The organism is Crystallibacter permensis (genome assembly GCF_025960875.1).
GTDB classification, from domain to species: Bacteria; Actinomycetota; Actinomycetes; order Actinomycetales; family Micrococcaceae; genus Crystallibacter; species Crystallibacter permensis.
This window is the reverse complement of record NZ_JAODLR010000008.1, coordinates 64,893-88,572: the sequence shown is the minus strand read 5'-3', so window position 1 is coordinate 88,572 and position 23,680 is coordinate 64,893. Positions and strand designations below refer to the sequence as shown.

21 protein-coding genes are annotated in these 23,680 nt (G+C 64.1%); 12 read left to right on the top strand and 9 right to left on the bottom strand.

Translation table 11 applies throughout. The features are described 5' to 3' along the window. Window positions 1-19: 19 nt before the first annotated feature. The gene (locus B0G38_RS11470) at window positions 20-1,231 is read left to right on the top strand and encodes an MFS transporter (protein WP_264669576.1); all 1,212 of its coding nucleotides are present in this window, start codon (window positions 20-22) and stop codon (window positions 1,229-1,231) included. Between the two features lie 17 nt (window positions 1,232-1,248). Here the strand turns inward: B0G38_RS11470 and B0G38_RS11465 are convergent, their stop codons facing one another. Further along, entirely contained in the window at window positions 1,249-2,166 is a 918-nt protein-coding gene (locus B0G38_RS11465) for a LysR family transcriptional regulator (protein ID WP_264669575.1), read from the bottom strand. A gap of 273 nt (window positions 2,167-2,439) precedes the next feature. Between B0G38_RS11465 and B0G38_RS11460 the strand changes: the two genes are divergently transcribed. Genes B0G38_RS11460 through B0G38_RS11450 form a run of 3 tightly spaced genes read left to right on the top strand, consistent with a single transcriptional unit; the run spans window position 2,440 to window position 7,476 of the window. Continuing rightward, window positions 2,440-4,812, top strand: a complete 2,373-nt coding sequence (locus tag B0G38_RS11460; RefSeq protein WP_264669574.1) for a PrpF domain-containing protein — start codon at window positions 2,440-2,442, stop codon at window positions 4,810-4,812. Window positions 4,813-4,821: 9 nt separating this feature from the next. Further along, window positions 4,822-7,059, top strand: a complete 2,238-nt coding sequence (locus tag B0G38_RS11455; protein ID WP_264669573.1) for a tripartite tricarboxylate transporter permease — start codon at window positions 4,822-4,824, stop codon at window positions 7,057-7,059. 36 nt (window positions 7,060-7,095) lie between these two features. Next, on the top strand, window positions 7,096-7,476 hold the full coding sequence (locus B0G38_RS11450) for a universal stress protein (protein WP_264669572.1): 381 nt from the start codon (window positions 7,096-7,098) through the stop codon (window positions 7,474-7,476). 70 nt (window positions 7,477-7,546) lie between these two features. Here B0G38_RS11450 and B0G38_RS11445 read toward each other — a convergent pair whose 3' ends face one another. Both B0G38_RS11445 and B0G38_RS11440 read right to left on the bottom strand, forming a co-directional pair. Next, entirely contained in the window at window positions 7,547-8,842 is a 1,296-nt protein-coding gene (locus B0G38_RS11445; protein ID WP_264669571.1) for a Y-family DNA polymerase, read from the bottom strand. After that, complete coding sequence (locus B0G38_RS11440) at window positions 8,835-9,269, bottom strand: LexA family protein (RefSeq protein WP_264669570.1); 435 nt, start codon at window positions 9,267-9,269, stop codon at window positions 8,835-8,837. Before B0G38_RS11440 ends, B0G38_RS11445 begins: the two co-directional genes overlap by 8 nt. Before the next feature lie 200 nt (window positions 9,270-9,469). Here B0G38_RS11440 and B0G38_RS11435 point away from each other — a divergent pair, with 200 nt between their 5' ends. Together B0G38_RS11435 and B0G38_RS11430 are read left to right on the top strand one after the other, a co-directional pair. Continuing rightward, window positions 9,470-10,123, top strand: a complete 654-nt coding sequence (locus tag B0G38_RS11435; protein ID WP_264669569.1) for a response regulator transcription factor — start codon at window positions 9,470-9,472, stop codon at window positions 10,121-10,123. 50 nt (window positions 10,124-10,173) lie between these two features. Next, entirely contained in the window at window positions 10,174-11,511 is a 1,338-nt protein-coding gene (locus B0G38_RS11430; protein WP_264669568.1) for a carboxylesterase family protein, read from the top strand. A gap of 237 nt (window positions 11,512-11,748) precedes the next feature. Here the strand turns inward: B0G38_RS11430 and B0G38_RS11425 are convergent, their stop codons facing one another. From B0G38_RS11425 to B0G38_RS11415, 3 genes are all read right to left on the bottom strand, one after another. Next, the gene (locus tag B0G38_RS11425) at window positions 11,749-12,759 is read right to left on the bottom strand and encodes an ATP-dependent DNA ligase (RefSeq protein WP_264669567.1); all 1,011 of its coding nucleotides are present in this window, start codon (window positions 12,757-12,759) and stop codon (window positions 11,749-11,751) included. A 22-nt stretch (window positions 12,760-12,781) separates the two neighbouring features. Beyond that, on the bottom strand, window positions 12,782-13,030 hold the full coding sequence (locus B0G38_RS11420; RefSeq protein WP_169992806.1) for a hypothetical protein: 249 nt from the start codon (window positions 13,028-13,030) through the stop codon (window positions 12,782-12,784). A gap of 309 nt (window positions 13,031-13,339) precedes the next feature. After that, window positions 13,340-14,290, bottom strand: coding sequence for an AfsR/SARP family transcriptional regulator (locus tag B0G38_RS11415; RefSeq protein ID WP_264669566.1), 951 nt, complete (start codon window positions 14,288-14,290; stop codon window positions 13,340-13,342). Between the two features lie 236 nt (window positions 14,291-14,526). Between B0G38_RS11415 and B0G38_RS11410 the strand changes: the two genes are divergently transcribed. The 3 genes from B0G38_RS11410 (at window position 14,527) to lepB (ending at window position 17,248) form a co-directional block, all read left to right on the top strand. Further along, window positions 14,527-15,060 carry a hypothetical protein gene (locus tag B0G38_RS11410; protein WP_264669565.1) on the top strand — a complete coding sequence of 178 codons (534 nt, stop codon included), beginning with the start codon at window positions 14,527-14,529 and terminating at the stop codon, window positions 15,058-15,060. A gap of 169 nt (window positions 15,061-15,229) precedes the next feature. Further along, entirely contained in the window at window positions 15,230-16,720 is a 1,491-nt protein-coding gene (locus tag B0G38_RS11405; protein WP_264669564.1) for a multicopper oxidase family protein, read from the top strand. A 6-nt stretch (window positions 16,721-16,726) separates the two neighbouring features. Further along, complete coding sequence (gene lepB, locus B0G38_RS11400) at window positions 16,727-17,248, top strand: signal peptidase I (RefSeq protein WP_264669563.1); 522 nt, start codon at window positions 16,727-16,729, stop codon at window positions 17,246-17,248. Between the two features lie 135 nt (window positions 17,249-17,383). Here lepB and B0G38_RS11395 read toward each other — a convergent pair whose 3' ends face one another. Beyond that, entirely contained in the window at window positions 17,384-18,082 is a 699-nt protein-coding gene (locus B0G38_RS11395; RefSeq protein ID WP_264669562.1) for an alpha/beta fold hydrolase, read from the bottom strand. Window positions 18,083-18,260: 178 nt separating this feature from the next. On the opposite strand from B0G38_RS11395, the gene B0G38_RS11390 reads away from it, so the two are divergent. Then, window positions 18,261-18,587, top strand: a complete 327-nt coding sequence (locus tag B0G38_RS11390) for a GYD domain-containing protein (RefSeq protein WP_074699899.1) — start codon at window positions 18,261-18,263, stop codon at window positions 18,585-18,587. Window positions 18,588-18,631: 44 nt separating this feature from the next. On the opposite strand, the gene B0G38_RS11385 is transcribed toward B0G38_RS11390, so the two are convergent. Beyond that, window positions 18,632-18,784, bottom strand: coding sequence for a hypothetical protein (locus B0G38_RS11385; RefSeq protein ID WP_264669561.1), 153 nt, complete (start codon window positions 18,782-18,784; stop codon window positions 18,632-18,634). A gap of 308 nt (window positions 18,785-19,092) precedes the next feature. Between B0G38_RS11385 and B0G38_RS11380 the strand changes: the two genes are divergently transcribed. Together B0G38_RS11380 and B0G38_RS11375 are read left to right on the top strand one after the other, a co-directional pair. After that, window positions 19,093-21,693 (top strand): ATP-dependent Clp protease ATP-binding subunit, encoded by a 2,601-nt coding sequence (locus tag B0G38_RS11380; RefSeq protein WP_264669560.1) that lies wholly within the window; start codon window positions 19,093-19,095, stop codon window positions 21,691-21,693. Between the two features lie 191 nt (window positions 21,694-21,884). Beyond that, entirely contained in the window at window positions 21,885-22,232 is a 348-nt protein-coding gene (locus tag B0G38_RS11375) for a YybH family protein (protein WP_264669559.1), read from the top strand. Between the two features lie 66 nt (window positions 22,233-22,298). On the opposite strand, the gene B0G38_RS11370 is transcribed toward B0G38_RS11375, so the two are convergent. Beyond that, on the bottom strand, window positions 22,299-23,654 hold the full coding sequence (locus tag B0G38_RS11370; RefSeq protein ID WP_264669558.1) for an MFS transporter: 1,356 nt from the start codon (window positions 23,652-23,654) through the stop codon (window positions 22,299-22,301). Between the last annotated feature and the right edge of the window lie 26 nt (window positions 23,655-23,680).

The window sequence follows — 23,680 nt, the reverse complement described above, 5'->3', positions numbered from 1 at the left end:
AGCTGTGGCGGCTCCGGTCATGACTCGGCAGCGCACGGACGCGGCGTGGATCGTCGTCGTACTTGCGGGCATTACCGCAGCCATGCACATCTGGAAGTTGCCCTCGGCGATCCCCGTCATCCAGTCCGAGCTGGACATGTCCCTGGTGGAGGCCGGCGTGCTGCTGGGCCTCGTGCAGGTGGCCGGCATGGCGGGCGGGCTGGCCGTCTCCCTGTTCGCCGAGATGATCGGCGCGCGCCGCTGCCTGCTGATCGGGCTGGGCCTGCTGTTCGCCGGCTCCGTGGTGGGCGGTTTCGCGGAGACTGCCGGACTGCTGATGGCTTGCCGGGCCGTGGAAGGTGCCGGATTCCTGCTGGCCACCGTCGTCGCGCCCGGACTGATCCGCGCCAACACTCCCCTGCGCAGGGTCAACACCGCTGTGGGTTTTTGGAGCGCCTACCAAGGATGCGCCACGTTCGTAGGCTTGATCGCGAGCGCGCTGGTGCTGCAGGTGACGAACTGGCATACCTGGTGGTGGATCATGGCGGCCCTGACTCTGGTGCCGGTGCCGCTGGTGCTCGCGTTTGTCCCGAAGGATCCAACGGGCGATGGCAGCGGACTGAAGGCTGCGGTACGGCGGATCGGCGTAACCGTGCGGTCGCCGAAACCGTGGGTGGCCGGCGTCGTCTTCGGTTGTTACACCATCCAGTGGATGGCCGTGGTTGGCTTCCTGCCCACTATTTACCAGCAGAACGGCGTCACCGGGATCTGGCCGGGAGTGCTCAGCGCGGTGGTCGGCGGCCTCAATGCCGTCGGCGCCATCGCCACGGCCCCGTTGCTGCAACGCGGCGTCACCGCCCGCCGGCTCATCATCCCCACCTTCATCATCATGGGTACGACATCGTTGCTCACCTTTGCGGTGGACTGGACCACGGTGCCGGGAGGCATCGCAATCCAGTTCGCCTGTGTAGCGGCTTTCTCGTTGGTCGGCGCCGCGATTCCCTCCACGCTGACGCGGATGGCCGTCGACCTGGCACCGCCCGGCGGCTCCACGCCGGCGGCCATGGGCCTGATGCAGCAAATCTTCAACGTCGGCAACTTCACCGGACCCGCCATCGTCGCGTGGTTGGCCACTGCCACCGGCGGCTGGAACTCCACCTGGTGGATGACCTGCACCTTCGCCGCCCTGGGGATCGGCCTGAGTCTGTATCTGAGCGAGAAGCGGCTCGGCCTGAGTTTCGCCCACCGCTAACTGTGCCAGCGCCGGTATCAAGCGTGGATGCCGGCGCTCCATTGCTCCCCGACGGCAAGCAGCATTGACTGGAACGCCACCTCCGCCGGCGCCCGCACTCTGTCGTGGCGTTGGGCCAACATGACCCGCCGCGACGGCACAGAATCACCCAACTGCAGCACCTTGACGCCAGGATGCTGATTAACGACGGCGGTCTGCGGCGCCAGAGCGATGCCGAGCCCGACGCTCACCATCGCCTGTGCCTCCTGGTAGTCGTTGGCCTGGAAAGCAATATGTGGCGCGAAGCCGGCGGAATTGCAGCTCCGTTCGAGAACCTCGGCCACCGGATGCTCGTTTGCCCGGACAATCCACTGCTCCTGGGCAAGATCGGCCATTTCCACTTTGCCCAACCCTGCCAGCCTGTGCTCGGCGCCAACCACCAGCACCGTGGGTTCGACGAAGACCTGCGTGAGCTCGAACATCTTCGGATCGAGCCGGTGCCAGTCGTACTCCCAGAGGAGACAGAGCCCCACCTCTCCTTTGGCGAGCAGTTCAACCAGCCCTTCAAGCCTGCTGCTGCGCACGTCCAGCCGGATGGCGGGATACTCCCGGCGGAACCGGCTGATAACGATCGGCAGGAACGATCCGCCCAGCGTCGGAAAGGTGCCCAAGCTCAAGCTGCCGCGCTTGAGTCCCGCGATCTGCGCAAGATCAGCCACGGCTGCGTCCATTTCGCGCAGGATGGAGCGGGCATGGCTGGCAAGAACGTGACCGGCGTCAGTGGGGACCATGCCGCGGGAGCGACGCTGAAGCAGCGGCTGCCCCACCTCTTCCTCAAGTTTGCGCAACTGCTGCGATACCGCTGAGGGGGTGTAGAACAGCTCGTCCGCCGCCGCCGTAACCGAACCCGTCTCCACGACTTTTAGCAATATCTGCAGTCTCTTGATATCCAGCATTCCCTGCCTCCTTAAGTGCTGCTTCAACATACTGTAGAAAACGCATTTCGGCTACATGTACCCCACCCCCCTACGTACTTCACGGCTGGCGGTAGGGCATCTTTCCGCCGAGCAGCATCCCCTTGGCCCTTGACTACCAGTGACTGAAGGAGCACTACATGGAAGTCTACTTTTGGTAACTGGTAATTAACTCTCACTGCCCTCACTATCGAATCAACAAACTTCGTGGGCCCCATCACATCTGGGCGTTTCCACTCCCGATTCGCAAAGTAGGTGAGAACAATTACCAGATCAGTCGACGCCGTCTGGATGCGCGGCGGAACCAGCAAGTGCTGGGTGTTCGAACGAGAGCAGCTGAATATCCCCGGCTACACGGTGGACGAGGTCCTGCTTCGGCTTTTTGGCAGCCCCGATTCACGACAAGTCGACGGCGTTGGGGGCGGGACCTCGACAACCAGCAAGGCTGTCATCCTGAGCCTTTCCCAGGAAACCGATACCGATATTGACTACACCTTCGCCCAGGTCGGCATTGACGAGGGCAAGGTCGATTGGGGCAGCAACTGCGGCAACTGTTCCGCCGTCGTCGCCCTCTACGCGATGGATCGCGGCTGGGTCCAGCCGCAAGGGGACGAGACGCTGGTCCGTGCCCTCAACACGAACACGCAACAGCAGATTGTGCAGCGGGTCGCGACGCCGGGCGGCAAGTGGCAACCGGAGCTAGACACGATGATTCCCGGTGTACCTTTCCCGGGCACCGAAGTGGGCTTGGGCTTCGTCGAGCCGGCCGGCAAGACCACCGGCAGCCTTCTGCCGACAGGCAACGCCGCCGACCTGCTGATGGTGGGCGGCCGCGCCGTCGAGGCCTCAATGGTTGATGCCGGCGCGCCGCTGGTGATCATCTCAGCAACCACGGCGGGGCTCGACGAGACGGATTTCCGGGAGTGGGGCCTGGAGGTACTCCCCGAACTGGAGAAACTGGACGCGATCCGCCGGGCCGGCGCCGTCGCCATGGGCTTGTCCGCCACCCCCGAGAGCGCCGAGCGGGCCATCCCCAAGCTAGCTATCGCGGCGCCACCGGACAGCGCGGGCGATGCCGATGTCCATATCATGATGCTCTCCATGGGTAATCCCCACCCCGCCTTGGCAATCACCGGGAGCATCGGCCTGACAATGGCGGCGGGTACGCCCGGCACAGTTGTCGAACGCGCCCTGATGTCGCCGGTGGACACATCCTTGAATATTCGAACGCCGGCAGGGATCATTTCCACATGGCGCAGCACCATGGACGGCAGCGAAATCGTCGGCTCCGTCCGCACCGCCAGGATCCTTGCCCGCGCTTCGCTTCCGCTGCCCCCACTGCGTGCTGCTGAAGGACACGCCCTGGAACCTGCAAGGCACAGCCAGTCAAAGGAGACACCGATGGTCCAGCTGCCCCATAAAACGCCGAATAACGACGGCGGCAACGGGCGCGTTGATCTGCCGCCCGCCGACAACGAATTGGCCGAGCTGAGCGAACTGGCCGATCCACCGCAGCATTCGCGCCGCACTGTCCTGACCGCCGTCGGGCTCTTCGCGGCGCTCGGCCTTGGTACCACCGTATTCGGCGGCGGCCTGCTGCGACCGCCTGTGACAACAGCCGACGGAGACTATGCCGGCGAGACCATCAAGATGGTCATCCCGCTGGCGGAGGGCGGCGGCACCGACACGTGGGCCCGCTTCATCGGCACGGAAATGGTCCATTTTGTTCCCGGTGTCCCCGGATTCGCACCGACCAATGAGTCCGGCGGTGAAGGCATCACCGGAAGCAACCACTTCGCCTCTTCCGCTAAGGACGACGGCACGGAGCTGCTTGTCAGCACCGCAACCACGGTGGTCCCCTGGGTGCTCGGCCGGCACGCGGTCAAGTACTCCTTCAGCGACCTCACACCGGTTCTGGTCAATGGCACCGGCGGAGTCATCTACGCCCGGACCGCCGCTGGCATTAAGTCCGTCAAGGATCTCATCGGCCGCGACAAGCCGCTGGTCTTCGGCGGCATCAGTGCGACCGGCCTCGACCTCACTACGCTCGTCGCCTTCGACCTGCTCGAGGCGGAAACCACCGCGACCTTCGGCTTCGAGGGACGCGGGCCGGTCAACCTGGCGCTCCAGCGCGGCGAGATCGACATCGACTACACGACCACCTCCTCCTACGGCTCGGCCGTTGAAGGCATCGCCGAGGAAGGAAAGGCTGTTGTGCTGATGTCCTTCGGCCAGCTGGACGCCGAGGGCAAGGTTGTCCGCGATCCGAACTTCCCCGACGTCCCCACCGTCGTCGAGGTCTACCGCGAGCTGCACGGTTCCGAGCCGAGCGGCGAAAAGCTCGAAGCGTACAAGACACTGCTTGGTCTGACCTACACGTATCAAAAGGGCCTGTGGGCACCCGCCGGCACCCCGGAGGAAGCCGTAAAGCTGCTGCGCGACTCCGCGCACAAGATGGCCTCGGACAAGGCCTTCAACGCCAAGGCGGACAAGATTCTGGGCGGCTACCCCATTTCGGCCGATGCACAGTTGCCGGCACGCGTGGCCGACGCCTACACGGTGACGGATGCAACCAAGAAATATGTGCTGCGCCTGCTCAAAGACACCTACGACATCGAAGTCGACTAAGGAATAACAATGCTTGATTCAGCTATGGCCGCATTGGCCTCATTGGCGGACCCGGCGCTGCTGTTAATGCTGCTCGTCGGCGTTGTGGCAGGCCTGGTCATGGGCCTCATCCCGGGCCTCGGCGGAACCGGAGCGGTGGCGATTCTGCTGCCCATTACCTTCGGTATGGAACCCGCACCGGCACTGGCCCTGCTCATCGGAGCACTCGCCGTCGTCCATACCTCGGACACCGTCTCGGCGGTACTGCTCGGTGCACCGGGCTCGGCTTCGGCATCGGTGACGATGCTCGACGGCTACTCGATGGCCCGCAAGGGGCAGGCCAAACGTGCGCTCAGCCTGGCCTTCCTCTCTTCGATGGCCGGCGGCATCATTGGTGCCGTTGGTCTGACGCTGGCGATACCGCTGGCCCGGCCGCTGGTGCTCTCCTTTGCCAGCCCGGAACTCTTCATGCTGACCGTCCTCGGCGTCGCGCTTGCCGCGGTGCTCTCGCGCGGCAACGTAGTGAAGGGCCTCGTCGCCGGCCTCATGGGCCTGTTGCTCGGCATGGTCGGCACCTCGCCCACAACGGCCGAAGAGCGCTTCACCTTCGGCAGCCTGTTCCTCGGCGACGGGCTCTCCCTGGTGGCCGTCGCTCTGGGCATCTTCGGCCTCGCGGAGATCGCTTCACGGGCCAGCCAACGCCGCGGCGAGAATGCTCCGGTCAAGGTCACCGGCGGTTGGGGTTCGGGTATCCGCGAGTGGCTCACCCACTGGTCACAGGTCCTCCGCGGCTCGCTGATCGGTATCTGGGCGGGCGTCCTCCCGGGCGTTGGTGCCACCGCCGGCACCTGGTTGGCCTACGGTCAGGCCGTGGCCACGGCGAAAGACAAGCGGCAGTTCGGCAAGGGCGATCCCCGCGGGATCGTCGGACCGGAAAGCGCCAACAACTCCGTCGAGGCCGGGGACCTGATCCCCACGCTGCTGTTCGGCATCCCCGGCGGCGTTCCCTCGGCGATGCTCCTCGGCATGCTGCTGACCTACGGGATCCAGCCCGGACCGTCCATCATCACCGACCACCTCGATCTGATGTACCTGATTGTCTGGTCCTTCGCCATTGCCTCCGTGCTCGGCGCTTTGTTCTGCTTCCTGACCGTACGCCCGCTGGCGTCGCTGACCAAGGTCCCGTTCGCAGTCTTGGCGTCCGGCCTCGTTGCCATCATGCTGCTTGGCTCCTTCCAGGAAGGTGGCCAGCTGGGCGACCTCTGGGTCATGGTGCTGCTGGGCATTGCCGGCTGGGTCCTGAAGTCCACCGGCTTCCCGCGTGCTCCGTTCCTGATCGGTTTTGTCCTGGCCATTCCGCTGGAGCGTTACTACTTCCTGACGGACAGCCTGTACAACGGTTTCGAGTGGATGCTGCGTCCGGGCACCATGGTGTTCCTGGCAATCCTGGTGCTGCCGATCCTGTGGAACATCTTCAAGTGGATCCGGGCCCGCCGCCGGCTGGACCGCGACGACGACCCGCAGCATGAGAATGCTGTCGACGCCGAAAGCCCCCTAAAGAACTCCACCTGGTCGCTGGCCACCGCACTGGTTGTCATCCTGATTTTCGCTGGGTCGCTGGTCATCTCCTCCGGTTTCTCACCGGAAGCACGGCTGGTACCGCAGCTGGTCGGCTGGGGCGGACTCATCATGGGCCTTGCTCTGCTCGGCCAGGAAATCGTGATCCGGCGTCGGGCCGGGCAGCTCCAAGCCGCCATGCCCGTGCAGGTTGCGGCGGAAGCGGCGGCGTCGTCGTCCGTCGTCATGGGTTCCCCGGGATCCGCTCACGCCGTTGGTTCAACTGGTGCCACTGGTTCTGCCTACACCGGCTCAACCTCCGCCGGACCGATTACCTCGGCAGGTACGGGGACGGGCTCCCGCCGGACCGCCGGCGCCGTGGCCACGGCCGTGCCGTCTGCGGAGTCCATAGCCAGCGACGCCCCTGTGAACGGACAGACGTCCGCAGGGCAAGGGCCGGGCTGGACCAAAGAGGCAGGATTCGCTTTCAAGACGTTCGGCTGGATGGCAGGCTTCCTGATTTTGATCGGCATCCTTGGCTACCTTGTTGCCGTCATGATCTTCGTTCCGGCTTTCCTGCTCATCGTCGCCCGGGCCAAAACCAAGACGACGATCATCTACACGGCGGTTCTCTACGTGGTGCTACTGGCCTTGCCGACGCTGCTGCCCATCGATCTGCCGCAGGGCTGGCTCAGCCAGCTTGTCGGCTGAACCAGTAAACGATACGAAAGCGAAAGGAATCCCCCGATGACAATCCTCGCCTGCTTTACCGATACCCCTGAAGGCCGCTCCGCCGTTCGGCGCGCAGTCGAGGAAGCCGGACGGCTCGACTCCGATGTGCTGATCGCGAATATCGACACGGACAGGCGTGAGTTGTCGCTGGCGGAGTTGGACATCGATCCGGCCGCGTTGAGCAGCGGGGGCCGTACGGTTGCCGTGTTGCCGCCCTCGTCGGTCATCCATGACGCAGCAGACCTGGTGCTGCAGACCGAGCAGGAGCGGAAGATCGCCCTCATCGTCCTCGGCCTGCGCCGGCGTTCCCGGGTGGGGAAGCTCATCCTCGGCAGCCATGCGCAGCGGATCCTGCTCGACGCCGGCTGCCCGGTCCTTACCGTCAAGGCGAACTAACCGGAAATGAAACTCTTCCCCGGGGCATTGCACGCAAGCGATGCCCCGGGGACGAGTTGTTTAAGGCCGCTCAGGCCCGTACCACCGGCAGATCGCTCCACTCGGTGGTGTAGCGCGGGGAGGAGAAGTCCCGCTTCATCGACCACGTGGCCGGAACAGCCAGCCCGCCTTGGCCGAGGCCGATGGCCGCTTCGCCGAACTTCGCGCGGACGCTGCCCAGCAGGTCGCCGATGTGCCGCTGGTCCAGGTCGCTGACAAACGGATCCAGCGTCTGCTGCCCGTCGGCCGGCTCGAGTCCGCTAAATAAAACGCCCGCCCGCACATACTGGGTTCCGGGCGAGATGCAGGTGCGCATTGTTGCCACCGCCGCGCGGGTCAGTTGGATTGGATCCTGCGTCGGCACCGGCAGCCGGGCGCTGGCAGAGGGAAAGGACTTCTCCCCGCCGGCGAACCTGCTGGTTCCCGCGGTCACGGTCAGCACCGAGGCGCTCAGGCCCTCGGCCGCCATCCGGGCGGCGCCGCGCTGGGCGTAAACAGCCATCACCTGGTCCATCTCCTCTGCGCTGGTTACCGGCGTAGAGAAGCTGCGCGAGAACATGATCTGCTGTTTGTCGGCCCGTTCCTCGGAATGCGGGATGCAGGCGGTTCCGTTGAGCTCCAGCACCGTCCGCTGGAGCACCACCGAGAACCGCTTGCGGATCAGCTGCGGGTCCGCCGCCTTCAAATCCGCAACGGTCTCGATCCCGATTGCATTCAGCCGCTTCGCGGTCCGGCCGCCCACGCCCCACAGCCCCGTCACGGGCACGCGCGACTGGATCCGGGCGACCTCCGCGGCCGGCATGGAGTCCAGCGAGCAGACGCCTCGCATGTGCGGGTTGCGTTTGGCGATGTGGTTCACGAATTTGGCCAGCGTCTTGGTGCCGGCTACTCCTACACACACCGGTACACCGACGTGCCGCATGACGGCCGCCCGGATCCGTGCAGCCGTCCCGAGCAGTTGCCGCTCATCCCCGGGCAGCCCCAGGAAACACTCGTCGATCGAGTAGACCTCCTGCCAGCTGCCGAACCGGCCCAGGACCTCCATCACCCGCGCGCTCAGATCGCCATAGAGTTCGTAGTTGCTGGAACGGGCCACCAGCCCCCACCGCCCGGCCTCCGGAGCCACCTTGAACCACGGCGTTCCAGTGGCGATGCCCAGCTGTTTCGCCTCCTCGGAGCGCGCCACGACGCAGCCATCGTTATTGGAAAGTACGACGACGGGGCGCCCCTCGAGCGCGGGGTCGAAGACCCGCTCGCAGGAGACATAGAAATTGTTGACGTCCACGAGCGCGATCCGTTCGCCGGAAGGTGGCTGTCCGCTAGACATGGTGCAGGCACCGGGTGACGACTCCCCAGATGCTCAAGTCGGCGAGCTCGGGCACTTCGGTGGGGACTGCGCCGTCGTCCGTCTGCAGCCTGACGTGGTCGCCGGAAAGATGCAGGCGCCGGATGATCAGTTCACCGTTAACTACGGCCACAACCACGGAGCCGTCCCGCGGAGTAAGCGACCGGTCCACAATGAGCTCATCGCCGTCGCTGATGCCCGATGCCGCCATGGAATTGCCACTCACCCGCATGATGAAGGTGCAGGTACGGTCGCGGATCAGATGCCGGTTCAGGTCGATGCCGCCGTGGAAATAGTCCTGGGCAGGAGAAGGGAACCCGCGCGCATCCCCTGGCCCGCCGCCGTCGTTAATCTCCGGGCCCGGGCCGGACGGTGAAGGCGTCTCCATACCGAACACAGCAGCCGCCACCCTTCGAATCTATCTTCGATAGATAACCTTACCACCGGGATGCGCCGGGAATTTCTTGAGCCAATTTTGCGCAAGAACCGGCCCAACGCTTGAGTTGCCGCTGCCACGATGATGATCCACAGCCGATGGAGACAGCACAGATTCGGGCACGAGCCCCGACCGCCTCCTCGGCTGAGTCATACAGGGTGGGGGCCCCTCAAATGAACGAACCAACGGACAACCGTCCATGCATTGTGATAATCAGCGGCCAGTTGCTGTTCGCAGAACTGCTGTCCGGGGCGCTTGCATCCCACAACCTCATGTCCGGAGGTTTTGCCGGCAGTGCGGCGGAAGGCATCGAGCTGTGCCGCGGCGTGCAGCCGGACGCTGTGGTCCTTGACTATCGGCTTCCTGATAGGGAGGGCCTGGAGGCGGCCGAGCAGATCCTGTCCGATTCGCCGGCAACGCGGATCATCCTGCTGACCGCGCACCCGTCCCACGACCTGCTAGGCCGTGCGGCGGACCTGGGTATCTGCGGACTGCTGCCGCTGCACGGCACCGTTGATTCGCTGTTCGATGCCATCGAGCACGCTCGACCGGGCGCCATGGTGATCCATCCGTCTTTCCTCGTACCGGTTACGCCACCCACCGCCGTGCCCGGCCTGCCGACGCTGAGCAGGCGCGAACGGCAGGTGCTGGCGCTGCTGGCCGAAGGTTGCGACGTCAAGACGTCAGCCAAGCGGCTGAATGTCACGATCAGCACCTGTCGCGGATATGTGAAGTCCGTTCTGTCCAAGCTGGACGCGCACACGCAATTGGAAGCGGTGGCCGTCGCCAGGCGGATGCAGCTGCTGGAACCGAGCCAGCCGGTTTAGCGGTCTGCTCGGAAGGACCGCGACGACGTTCAGTGATAGAAATTGGAAGCATGTCCACGACAACGCTCGCGTTCACGCCACCCTGCGGTCCCGTATGCGGCTGGGAGGACGGCAACGTCATTCGGGCGACCGGTATTCCCTATGCAATTGCCGACCGATTCGCGGCACCAGTCCCGTCGCGGGACTGGACGGAACCTTTTGAGGCCACGGAGCTTTCGCCGGCCTGCCCACAAGTCCGTTCACGATTCCTCACCGAGGTCCTCGGAGACCCGCTGGCCGGTTTACCGCGGGACGAACAGTGCCAAAGGCTTTCGGTGACCTTGCCCCACGATCTGCACGTGGATGAAAGGTTGCCGGTGATGGTCTGGATCCATGGTGGCTCATACACCACCGGGGCCGGCGACGCAGACATCATGGACCCGGCCCGGCTGGTGGCAGAACAGCGAGTAGTGGTCGTGGCCGTAACTTACCGGCTGGGCTTGTTCGGTTATCTGGGTTCAGGCGACGCCCGTCCGGCCAACCTTGGACTGCTCGACCAGCTGCAGGCATTGCGCTGGGTGCAGCGCAATATCTCCGCCTTCGGCGGCGACCCGGAGCAGGTTACGCTGTTTGGTCAGTCCTCCGGCGGTGACGCCGTCGCACATCTCATGGCCGTCCCCGCGTCCATTTCTTTGTTCCGGCGCGCTATTCTCCAAAGTCCTCCGTTGGGCATCTCCCGCGGCCGCCACAAGATGAATGCGGCCATGGCGCAAGCCGCCGAGGTCGTCACTACAGACATGTCAGCAGACGAGGTCGTGGCGCTGCAGGCCGAAGTCCAGAAGCGCGCTTCTTCATACGGTCTCATGGGGCAGATGGCATTCGGCACCCAGTACGGGCATCACCCCCTGCCCGCCGAGAATGAGATCGAGGCCGCCTGGGATCGGGCAGCTCCGCACATCGACATCCTCATCGGTCACACTGCCGAGGAGGCGCGGCTCTATCTCCCCACTGTGCCTGCCCTACAACGGGTCGTCGGTGTCCCACTGGTCGGGCCATTGATCCGCCGCGCTGTAGTAAAGGTCGTAACGGCGGCAGTCTACTCGCGCGCAATCCGCCGGTTCGCGAGGCGCCATGCCCGCGCCGGCGGCACTGCACACACGTACGTGATCTCTTGGGCAGCCCCTGGCAACCCATACTGCGCCGCCCACACTATCGACCTGCCACTGCTGTTCGGCAACGAGCAGGCCTGGGCTGGGTCTCGGTTGCTATCTGGAGCTTCATGGGCGGCCGTCGACGCCCACGGCAAGAAGATTCGAAAGTTGTGGACCGATTTCGCCCGCGGCGCCCCAATCGACGTTGCTGGACAAATCCCCGACGTGCTGAGTTATAGGTCAGCTTCCGGAAGGTAGTCGAGACCATCCCCAAAACAGGGGGACCTTTGGGGATTGATTTTTGGGACTGAGAATTTTCAAAGAATGGCAAGGCATGCTGGGTCCAGTCTTGATCCCCAGAAACCGCTGACACTGGTCCCGAAGCGATCAAGACTCCGGAGTCCGGCGAGGCTCGCCACAGCCCGCCGGACTCCGGATCTAACCCTTTAGGCAAACCGCCAGCAAACGTCAAAGATACCGAACAGGTAGCCGGATTCAGGGGTTACCGGGGTGCGCCGAGACGTCGGCCGGGTCCAGTTCGCCACGGTAACGCAAGTAGCGCAGAGGGTGCCGGAAGGACTGCCCGGACCAGGCTGTATCGGCGGAGACCTCAACAACGATGGGTTCAATCAGCGTAAGTTCTGTCTCTCCCCGAGTTGCGTTGAACCGGTCCATCGCGGTGGACTTCACGCGTTGCGGCCATGGATGCTCGCCGGCCGGTGGCTGCAGCCGCGCCCCCAGAAGCTTTGCCGCTGCCGGCTTGAGCGGAACGGACCGTCCCACTATCCGTAGCTCGCCATCGATGGGCAGGCCGGCGACGACTGCTTGCGGCTTGGCCATCGGACCGATGACGGCTGCGCAGATGACGTCAAGCGTTTCCCGGTGCTTGACCTTGAGCCACTGGCGCTGGCCGCCGTCGTAACTTTGGCCGGCGCCTTTAATGACCAGACCTTCGACGCCGGTTGCCGGCAAATCCCGGAACCACACGACCGCTTTTTCCGGATCGGCAGTTACCGGGGATAGCTCCAACGGGCCGGACCATTCCTTGGCCAGCTCCTCAAGCAGGGCGCGGCGGTCGCGCAGCGGCTCCTGCCGAATATCGTGGCCAGCCACCGCGAGAAGATCGAAGGCGACGAAGTGCGCGGGCTTTTCCTGCACCTGACGCGGCAAGGAACGGGCGGAGGCGCTCAGGCGCTGCTGCAACAGCGAGAAGTCCAGCCGGTCCTCCGACCAGATCACCGCCTCCCCATCCACGAGGCATCCAGGTGGCAGCTGCACGGCGGCTGCCGCTAAGAGGTCCGGGAAGTAGCGGTTGAGGTCCTTCCCCTGGCGGGACTGCAGGACCGTGGCATCTCCGTCCCTGCAGACGAGGAGCCGGTAACCGTCCCATTTGGGTTCAAAAAGGCACCCGCCGGGCAGGGCGCCCGGTTTGGGGATCGTCGGGACACTACGGGCCAATGCGACGTCCAGCGGTGGCCGCAGCTCCGGCGGCAGGCGGTCGGACACTAAGCGAACCGGACTGCCACGCCTACACCGGAGCCCCGGCAGGGCGTCCGTTCGTGGCCCTGCGCAGGAGGTCATTCGCGTCCCTGCGGTCGAGTTCCTGCCGGATCTCGTCGACGCGGAATTCGGTCTCACGGTCGGGAAAACCTGCACGCTGATATTCCAGATCCAACTGCCTGTGCAACAGGCTGTTGAGCACATGGAGCCGCGTATCTGAAAGCGTGGTCAGGTCCGCGGGGAAGGTCGCATCCGGCGGCAGGCTGCTGGCAGTCATCGAAACACCTACCCTGCTGCCGGCCCTGCCGGCCTGGTCGGCTGGCTGCTGTCCGCTAGTTCACCTTGGGTACGGGCCAACACAGGCAGGAGCGCTTTATAGTTCCGGACGGTTACACAGCCGCCCACTTGAATGTGGACCGATGACATATCGGTATCGTGGCACACGCAGACATTCAAACGATGTTCCATTAGTCCTTCTCAAAGGAATGGGAGTTGCGGCGCCTGCTTCACCGCTTCAAGACTAGGCATGAGCTCATCACGTTCACAATGCCTCGTTGCCTTTTTTGACCGCGGCAGAGGAAATACGTCAGGCAGAGGCGAGAGCCCTGCGCAGGAACGAGTCGATCACGCTGCCGGCTGTCTCGTAGACAGTGGTGTCATAGCCGCCGACTTGTTTCAACGTGCACGCTTTGCCGGTCCGGCTCTTGACCCGGTCGTTCAAGCAGAGCAGCGCTGACAACACCTCATCCAGCTCCGCATCCTCGTCTGAGGTGCAGCGAAGCAATCGGGCATGTGCGGCCTGCAGCAGCGGTCCCGGGTTGCAGTGCAGCTCCCGTCGGAACAGCAGCCGGCAGTTGTCGTAGGCCTGCAGCGCTTCGATGTAACGCGCGCCTTGTTCCAGCCCATCCACCAAAGCGGTCCACCCGCGTTCGTTCAGCGGCTCCGCAGCAACGGCCTGCCGCGCCCAGTGCACGGCTTCGTCCGTCTTTCCCAGCCTCACTGCCATCTCGGCTGCCCTGGCACTGCAGTCGGCGACCTGCGCCGCGTGCCTGGCCCGGGCTGATTCCGCCCATTCGAAGGTCAACTCATCGCTCAGCAAGGGCGCTGACGCCAGGTCCAACGCGCTGACGAGCTTGGGGTAGGCCTCCGCCGGCTTGGTGCCGTCTGCCGCGCCAATGGTCCGTTCAAATAGGTCAAGATCCACCTGAACCAGCTTCGGGTCCAGAATGTAGCTTCCCTTATCCGTGCGCAGCGGGCCGTTTTTCGCCTGCCCTGGCTGGATGTTCCTACGGATGACACTGACATAGCTTTCCACCGTGGCGCTGGCCGCCGACGGCGGATTGCCGTGCCAGAGAATGTTGATGATTTGTTCCCGCGGGACCGGCCGACCCAGCTGAAGTGCCAAGATTTCCAGGATCTGGCGGGCCTTCGGACTGCCAAGCTTGGCGGCCGTCAATACCTGCCCCTCACGCTCCACGCGCAAAGGACCGATGAGTTTTATGGAAATACCCACGGATGGACCAATAGATCTGTTCATGATGTGCCCCAACCCCCGATAAACCAACGCCCTAGCGGGCATCTGACCTAATAGTCGGCGCACTGGCGCCCGTTCACCAGCCCATGGTTAAGGGTTAGGTACACCCTCAAATTCGGGGGGAAGGACCCGGGACCTCAGACCCTAGTGCTGAGGGAAGAAATGCACTGCTTGGAAGGCTGTGGAATCAACGCGGCCCGGCCAAAGTTTTTTGCAAGTTTTCGGCGAATCATAGCGACATGTCAGCAATAAATGTCAGCACTGACGGCCGGGCAAAAACCGACCGCCGTCGCATGATCGTCATTCCCTTGGCGCTCGTGGCTGTGCTCGGACTTGTGTTCGGGTACTTGTTTCTCACAGCAGAGGTCAGAACCAGTACTCCGCTGGGTGCATCTGCTGAAGTTGAGGGTGGAGTGGCCAGTATTACCGGGGTCATTCCGCTCGAAAGCGATGGATGGCAGCCACCTTCTCCTGTGGCCGCCCTCCAAAAAGATCCGCAGGATGGTGCACACCGCGTCCGCATCCAGGTGCAATTTACTGCCTTGGACAAGGCCGGCTTGCCGCTCGTTCCGGAAGGATTTTTCGTTGACGGATTGGGCTCGGGAAAGCCCGGCCCGCTGTGGACCTCGTCGTCCTCCACGACGTTGACCCAGGGCGAATCCGTCAATACCACCATGGTGTTCGAACTTCCGGACAAGGCCATCGCCTTGGTCCTCGAAGATGCTGCAGGCAGCCGGCTCTCCCTCGGCGTCGAACATCATACGGCTGGCTAAGCAGCCCAGCCTGATCCAGAAAGTCATCATTGGGAAGTGACTCAATATGTCAGTAACAAGACGACAACTCCTCACCTGGGGAGGTCTAGGAGTTGTCGGGGCCGGATTAGTTACCGTCCCCATTTCCACCGTGTCCGCCAAATCAGCGAGCCAACTCAGTTCGCGGGACATGCCCAGGCCGTATAAGGCCGCGTTTACTAGACCGCCAAAGCTCAAGCCGGATTCAGTCTCGTATGAGTCCGACGGCACCCCGGTCAACCACTACACCATCGCGATGCGACAAGCGCAGGCCCAGATCCTGCCGACGAAAAAGACGGGCATTCTGGGCTACAACGGAATCTTTCCCGGCCCGACGATCGAGCTGGACCAGGGCACCAAGGCCGTGGTACACATGCGCAATAGAATGCCGAAGAACCATCCGCAGTGGAACCACCACCTGCTGGCGGCATCGACGCACCTGCACGGTTCGGCGTCGCTGCCGCATTACGACGGCTACGCCAGCGATGTCATCCAGCCGGGCTTCTGCAAGGACTACCTGTACCCGAATTTCCAGCCCGCGCGGACTCTTTGGTACCACGACCACGGCGTGCATTACACCGCGCAGAACGTCTATTCCGGGCTGGCCGGTGTGTATCTGATGCATGATCCGGTGGAACGGGACCTCCTGCCGCAGGGCGACTTCGACGTACCGCTCGTGGTCAGCGACGCGATGTTCGCGGCGAACGGCTCCTTAGCCTATGACGACCGCGAGCGTTCCGGCCTGTGGGGCGACGTCATCCTGGTCAACGGGCGGCCGTGGCCGGTGATGCAGGTCCAGCCGCGCGTCTACCGGTTCCGGATCCTGAATGCCTCCATCTCGCGGTCCTACCGGTTCGCCCTCAGCAGCGGCCAGCCCTTCCACCTGGTCGGCACGGATGGCGGCCTGATGCCGGCAACGCAGTCGGTCAAGAACTTCCGCCATGGCATGGCCGAGCGGTACGAGGTCCTGATTGACTTCAGCAAATACACGCCCGGAACGCGGGTGGAGTTGAAGAACCTCTCGAACGACAACAACCGCGATTACGACCACACGAACAAAGTGATGAGGTTCGACGTCGTTGCTGCCGCCACCGACATGAAATCGGATCCGAAGTGGAACCACATTCCCACCAAGCTGGTGGACAGCGAAGTCATGTCCCTGACCGACGACGACGCCGAAGAAAAGCGCCGCTTCCGGTTGGAGAAGGACGGAGTGGTTGAACCATGGACCTTCAACGGCGTCACCTGGGAAGACGTGATCGCCAGCAACTTCAAACTGGCGAGCGCAAATCCGGCGCTTAACTCGGTTGAAGTGTGGGAGATCGAGAACAAGTCCGGCGGGTGGTTCCACCCGGTGCACATCCACTTGGTCGACTTCCGGGTCCTCAGCCGCAACGGCAAGGCGCCTTTCGCCTGGGAGCGCGGGCCCAAGGATGTGGTCTACGTCGGCGAGAACGAAAAGGTGGACCTGGTCATGAGGTTCGGCCCGCATGAGGGCCGCTACATGGTCCACTGCCACAATTTGCCGCACGAGGACCATTCCATGATGTTCCAGTTCCGGGTTGGCCTGGGCGAGGACGATCCGGACCCCTGTGATCCGATGACTGCGGCCATGGCGGAACTTGATACCGACCCGGACTAGGCAGTTGTGTCTGCCGGAGCCACGCACCGTCCCTCCGTTTCCAGTCCCCGGAAACTGAGGGGCCGGGGACTGATCCTGCTGGGCTTGGCCAGCCTTCTGGCCGTCCGAATCTGGGTGATGGAACCCGCCGTCGTCGATTCGGACAGCATGGAGCCCACGCTTCACCCGGGCAGCCTGGTGTTTGTCTTCAAAGCGGCACCCCAGCTGTCCGGGATCCATCCCGGCGACGTGGTGGTCTTCCAGTCACCCGAGGACAACTCAACGATGATCAAGCGGGTGGTGGCAGTGGAAGACCAGACCGTGGAAGTGCGGGACGCCGTACTGTACGTCGACGGCATCGCTCCGGATGAGCCGTTTGTGGACCACGAGACCATTGACGGCACCCACTTCTCCTTGCGGCATGTGCCTCCTGGCGAGGTGTTCGTTATGGGAGACAACCGCGAGCGCTCGATCGATTCCCGCGACTTCGGTACGCTGCCGCTTTCCTCCCTTCAGGGCCTGGTGCTCGGAGCGGGAAGTAGAAGCTAACCCGGACGTCTGTTCCTTCGGCGTGCCCGTCGAATTTCTAGCGTAGGCAGCGCCAACACCAGAACCGCCCGTCCGTCACCCAGACGGACGGGCGGTCTGCCGCTGCCAGAAGTGGGCTACAAGCACCCGTTCGATTCAGCGCTCGACGGCGGCAAGAATGGCCGCGCCGAGCTCGGCAGGTTTAGTGAACTGCGGCCAGTGCCCCGTGGGCAGGTCCACGTACCCGACGTCGTGAATCCTTGCGAGCTCCGCTACGTAGGGGTGTCCGGACTCGACCCAATCGGTGAGCACCGATGATGGGAACTCGCACGCGATGACGGTGGCGGGAACGTCGAAGCGCCGCTCGTCCGTCAGGTGCTGCTTGTCGTACGCCACCCCGCGCGGTTGCGGAATGGCCCGTGCACGGAAGGCAGCCCGAAGCTCGTTGTCCAGATCCACGAGGTCGGCATCGTCAAAGCCGTCCCACGGCGGCAGCGGGATTTCGTCCCCTTCCGCCGGCAGCTCATCATTGATGACGCCTCCCTCCGCCAGCGGACCGCTGTCCACGTAGACGGCGCGGGCCACACGCTCCGGCCGCGCGTCGACCGCGCCGTGGATGATGGCCCCGCCTCCGGAATGACCGACAAGTACTACCGGCCCGTCAATCCCGTCGACCGCCGCAATAACGGCGTCGATATGGTCCCGCAGCCCAATGCCCTCGCGTGGTGCGTCAACGGACTCCAACCCGGGCAGCGTGAGCGGGTGGACTCTGTGTCTTGCCGCGACCAGCGGCGGCGTAACCTCCGACCACGAGGAAGCGTCCAGCCAGAATCCGGGAACAAGGATGATATCCATGCCCGGTACCCTACGCTGGCCCACTCGCAATTGGTACGGGCCGAACCGAAACTGCTGCCGCCAGCCCGCAGAAAGAGCCGCCAATCAGACCGTAGATACCCGATCTTTTCCCGGCTGCCGGATCTAGACTTTAAGCCGAACCGCAACTTCGCCGGTCCGGTGGACGAGAGGATTAGACATGCCGCTCTATCTTTCAAAGTTCAGCTACACGCCGGAGACCTGGGCCAGGCTGATCAGCAAGCCGGAGGACCGGCGCCAGGCGGCCCAGGCGTACATCGAGGCGGTTGGCGGCAAGCTCCACGGCTTCTGGTACGCCTTCGGCTCGTATGACGGATACACGCTCTGGGAAGCCCCGGACAACGTCTCCATGGCCGCCGTGGCGCTCGCCATCACCGGAGGCGGCGCGCTCAGCACCTTGGAAACAACCGTGCTGATGACGGTTGACGATACGATGCAGGCGCTGCGGCACGCCGACCAGGTCCGCTACCGCGCTCCCGGCACCTGACCGCACCACGGATAAACGTACGACGGCGGGACGAAGTTAGGCATTCACCCCACGGTCTCCCCCGCTTCCCGCGGCTCGGTGAAGTCGCAGGTACCGGGATGACGTTCCGGCAACAGGCAGGTCCGGCCGGTCGGCAGGTGGAGGTTGGCGCAGCGGCCGGCCCGCGCTACGTCTTCACGGACATGAAGGTTGGCCAAGTCCGGCCGCTCCTGCCCTACGTGATGAGACTGCGGAACTACGGGATCTGGTTCACGGGCGTTCATCTCTACCAACCGATCTTCGTAATGGACGGGTTTGTGCGGGAGTCCAGCCTTAGCGGCGCTGCTTCCAGTCTGGAGCCGGCACGTTAACTTCGGGTTTCATCCGGATTGTCTTTCGGAGACGAATGAGACCGGCAAACCACAGACCTGAGTCTGCTTCGCTCAATTTTTTCAGGTCGGCGGAATAATTCTCCAACATCAGCGTTAACATGAGTCGAAGATACTCAAGTTCCTGAGGAGGATACATGCCATTGTTCTTCGGACCCGCAGCATCAGGCAGCGGATCATTCGACGAATTCCTGGCCCGCTACCTGCAGGGCCAGCGGGCCGCACAGGCCCGGCGCCCCATCGACATCACCCGGCTGCTCAGCCGCCGCTCGCACGAGCTGCTCGGCCACGCGGCCCGCTTCGCCACCGACCACGGCCACTCCGAGGTCGACGCGCTGCACATCCTGCGCGTCATGGTGGAACAGGAGCCGACCGCCACCCATCTCAAGCAGGCCGGCGCCGAGCCCGCCGCCATCGCCAAGGACGCCGAGCAGCGCCTGCCGGAAGAGTCAGACGAAAAGCCGGACACTCCGCCGTCGCTCACCCAATCGGCCCAGCGGGTACTGCTGGACGCCCATCAGGTGGCCCGCTCCTTCGGGTCCACCTACATCGATCCCGAGCACCTCTTCATCGCGTTTGTCCTTAATACGGAATCGCCCGCCGGACAGGTGCTGGCGGCAGCCGGCGTTACGCCCCAGTCGCTGCAGGAAGGTGCCAGGGAAGCCCAGTCCAACGGTGCCGGCGACCGGCAGGGCTCAACCGCGGGCACCGAAAATTCGGAAACCCCGATGCTTGACCAGTTCGGTACGGACCTGACGGCGCTGGCCCGCGGGAACAAGCTGGATCCGGTGATTGGCCGTGCGGAGGAAACCGAGCAGACCATCGAGATCCTTGCCCGGCGCACCAAGAACAACCCGGTGCTGATCGGCGAAGCCGGCGTGGGCAAGACCGCTATCGCGGAAGGCCTGGCGCAGGCGATCGAGGCCGGCGATGTTCCGCAGCAGCTGCGCGGCAAGCGCGTAGTCTCCCTCGACCTGCCCGGCATGCTTGCCGGAACCCGCTACCGCGGCGACTTCGAGGAGCGGCTGACCAAGACGATGGACGAGATCAGTGCCAACAGCGAGAGCATGATCGTGTTCATCGACGAATTGCACACCGTGGTCGGCGCGGGCGGCTCGGGCGAGGGCGGCATGGATGCCAGCAACATCCTCAAGCCGCGCCTGGCCCGGGGCGAACTGCATCTGGTCGGCGCCACCACGCTCGGCGAGTACCGCAAGATCGAGAAGGATCCGGCGCTGGAACGCCGCTTCCAGCCCGTGACCATTGGCGAGCCCAGCATCGAGGATGCCGTAAAGATCCTCGCGGGGCTGAAGGACCGCTACGAGGAGCACCACGGCGTCACCTACACCGATGAGGCCATCCGCGCCGCCGTCGAAATGTCTGCCCGGTACATCACGGACCGCTTCCTGCCGGACAAGGCGATCGACCTGATCGACCAGGCCGGCGCCCGGCTGAGCCTGCAGCGTGGCCCGCGCGTCGACGTCGCTGCGCTGCGCGAACAGGCCGCAACACTGGAGGCGTCCAAGGACGCCGCGGTGGCAGAGGAGCACTACGAGGAAGCCTCCCGCCTGCGCGACGAGATCGAGGCGCTGAACCAGCAGATCGCCGCCGCAGGGGGAACCCAAGCCGGCCACAGCGCAACGGAAGCAAACGACGGCGGGGCGAGCACCGGCGTCGTACGCTCACCGTCCGTGGTGGGTGAGACCGAGATCGCGGCGATCATCGCCCGCGCCACCGGCATTCCCGCCGCACGGCTGACCGAAGGTGACCGCGCCCGCCTTGCCCGGCTCGAGGTGGACCTGCACCAGCGGGTTATCGGGCAGGAGGACGCGGTGACCGCCATCGCCAAATCCGTACGGCGCAACCGGACCGGCATGGGTGACGAGGGCCGGCCCGTGGGCAGCTTCCTGTTCCTCGGTCCCACCGGAGTGGGCAAAACAGAGCTCGCCAAGGCGCTGGCGGAGTCCCTGTTCGGCGACGAGAAGGCCATGGCGCGCTTCGACATGAGCGAGTTCGGCGAGCGCCACACGGTGAGCCGCCTGGTCGGGGCTCCCCCGGGTTACGTGGGCTACGACGAGGCCGGCCAGCTGACCGAACGCGTGCGGCGCCAGCCGTACTCCGTGGTGCTGCTCGACGAAATCGAGAAGGCGCACCCGGACGTGTTCAACCTGCTGCTCCAGGTGCTCGACGACGGCCGCCTCACTGACAGCCAGGGCCGCACCGTGGATTTCCGCAACACGGTGGTCATCATGACCTCGAACCTCGGCTCGGAGTTCCTGGCCAGCAAGGGCGGCGCACTGGGCTTCACCGCGAACAACGACGGCGACGGCTTCGGTTCCGAACCGGAGCTGCGCACCCGGGTGATGGGCCGGCTGCGCGAGAGCATGCGGCCGGAGTTCATCAACCGGATCGACGAGATCGTGCTGTTCCGCAAGCTCAACCAGGAGCAGCTGCGCGAGATTGTCCGCCTGCAGCTGGGCAAGACCGAAGCTCGGCTGCAGGCCCAGGGCATCGGCCTGGCGGTCAGCGAGGAAGCCGTGGCGTGGATCGCCGAAGCCGGCTACGAGCCGGAGTACGGCGCCCGGCCGCTGCGCCGCGTCATCCAGCGCGAGCTCGACGACCGGATCGCGGACCTGCTGGTCACCGAGGCATTGAACGACGGCGGACGGGTCACCGTGAGCGTCGACGGCGGGCAGCTGCAGGTTTCCGCAAGCGTGGAAGCACCGCTGGCCGCTTAAGGTCTGCGGCGCCGGCTGCCTGATCAGCCAGGGAGCCAAAAAAGAGCCGGCCGGGAAGAGTTGCATCTTCCCGGCTGGCTTTCACGCTGCTCCAAGTAGTTTTGCTTCCAGCTTCTCCGTAAATGAAGTATCACTGAGATAGCCACGTCCTACTCGGGTGCTGGAATGACACGCTCTCAGGAGGCAGGCTCATGTCTGACGACAAGGCTCTTGTGCTGGCCTTCAACGACGCGATCGGCCGCCGGGACCTCGATGCTTTGGCCGCGCTGATGACACCAACCCACCGCTTCGTTGATGCGTCAGGTGCAGCGATCGAAGGCAAGGCGGCCTGTATCGACGCCTGGCGCCGGTTCTTCGCGGCCTTTCCGGACTACCGCAACATCTTTGATGAGGTGCGGGCAACCGGGAATGGCCGGGTGGAAGTGCAAGGCCGCTCGGAATGCAGCGTCCCCGAATTGGACGGCCCGGCCCTGTGGCAGGTGTCCGTCCGTGGCGGCTTTATCGACGAATGGCGTGTCACGGAGGTCCCAAGCGCCTGATCGTCCGGTCCGAGTACGACGCAAGGGCCGGCCGGGAAGAGTTTCATCTTCCCGGCCTGGCCGCATCTAGTTGGCGGTCACGCCAACCGTTTCGTCACCGGCTACTGCCGGCTCCGGCTGCGTTTCCCGCCGCTTCGGGATGAGCGCTACAGCCGAGGCTGCCAGCACGGCAATACCGGCAAAGATGATGAAATTCCACTCGAACGGCAAGGCCGCGCTGCCGATCCAGCCGCCGATTAACGGCCCGCAGATAGCACCAATTCGAGCAAAGCTCAGCGCCCAGCCGGTGGCTGTAGCACGCACCTTTGCCGGGTAGTAATCGGCAATGTAGCCGGTCAAGACAAGCGAGGTCGAGATGGACCCGATGCCGGCAAACGCCACGAATACGAGGTTCACCACCATGTTCCCCGGGAAGATCAGCAGCAGGATGCCGCCGCCGCCCAGGAGATAGAAGGCAACCAGGATGAGCTTTTGCCCGTACTTGTCCGCAGCCCGGCCCAGGGCGAGTCCGCCTGCCGCCGAGGCGAGGCTGAAGACCAGCAGGAAGGTCAGCGAAGAACCTAGGTCGTAGCCAGCGGATTTCATGATGGACGGCAACCAAGTGTTCAGACCATACACAAGAACCATGCCGCAGAACAGGGAAATCCAGAAGAACACAGTCGAGCGCAGGTACAGGGGCGAGAACATCGCGGTAATCGTCCGCCACCACGGTTCCGCGGCCGTCACGCCCGCGGTGGGCGCTGCTACCGCCGGAATGTAAGGTGCAATTCCCAGTTGTGCTGCCAGCCGGTCGGCTTCATTGCGCTTACCCTTGGCCTCCAGATAATCCAGCGACTCGGGCAGCAGCTTGGCGATAATCGGAAGCAGAACAACGGGGAGCGCGCCGAAGGCGATTACCCAACGCCAGCCGATGGTCGGCAGCAGGAACAATGCAACCAAGGCCGCAGCAACGATGCCGAGGGAGTACCCCGAGTACATGACCCCATAGTTATAGGATCGCTTTTTCGGCGCCGAATATTCGATGGTCAGGGCGGCCGCAACGGGGATGACGCCGCCCATGCCCAGCCCGCCGATCAGCCGGAAGAGACCGAAGAGCTCCGGTGTGGGCGCAACTGCCGCACCTGCCTGGGTCAGCGTGAAGATCACCATGGAGAGCAGGAGCATCTTTTTGCGGCCGAACAGGTCACTAAGTGTGCCAATGAATAGGGCACCGAACAACATGCCGACAAGCGCGTAAGCGCCGAGGCCGCCGAGCTCCAGCGGCGAAAGGTCCCAGGCGCGGTATTCCGCCAAAGCGGGCAGGACAGCGCCCAGGACCCCGACATCGTAGCCTTCGGCTAGGATCGCCAGCCAACAGCAAAAAAGCACCAGCCTGGTTGTCCGCGGGGGTACGTTCCAATCATTTATGGGCGTCGTTGCCACATGTTTCTCATTTCGTTTTGAAGGGA